Source organism: Thermus sp. FJN-A (assembly GCF_054655095.1).
Window position 1 is genome coordinate 1 of sequence record NZ_BAAHSC010000144.1, and the last position, 238, is coordinate 238.

Below are 238 nucleotides of genomic sequence, written 5' to 3' on the forward strand. Positions count from 1 at the left end.
GGCAGGGAGTGGGTGAGGGTGCGGTGGCCGAAGCGCCTTTCCAGGAAGGTGGAGAGGGGCCTCAGGAACTTGCCGGGGCCGGAGGTGGTGGTGTCCACATCCGGCATCACCGCCCCCCAGGCCAGGGCCAGGCCCTCCAGGAGGCCCACCTCCACCCCGAAGCCCCGCAGGAGGGAAGCGGTGAGGGCGGCCCCGGCCAGGTGGGTCGCGGCGGTCATGGCCCCCCCTTGCAAATACC

At 72.7% G+C, this 238-nt stretch carries 1 protein-coding gene; it reads right to left on the reverse strand.

Features of this window, described 5'->3' with window-relative positions:
- Positions 1-218, reverse strand: a 218-nt coding sequence (locus ACYQ0J_RS00740; protein ID WP_460170289.1) for a metal-dependent hydrolase, incomplete at its 3' end; no start/stop codon positions are given.
- Positions 219-238 lie beyond the last annotated feature (20 nt).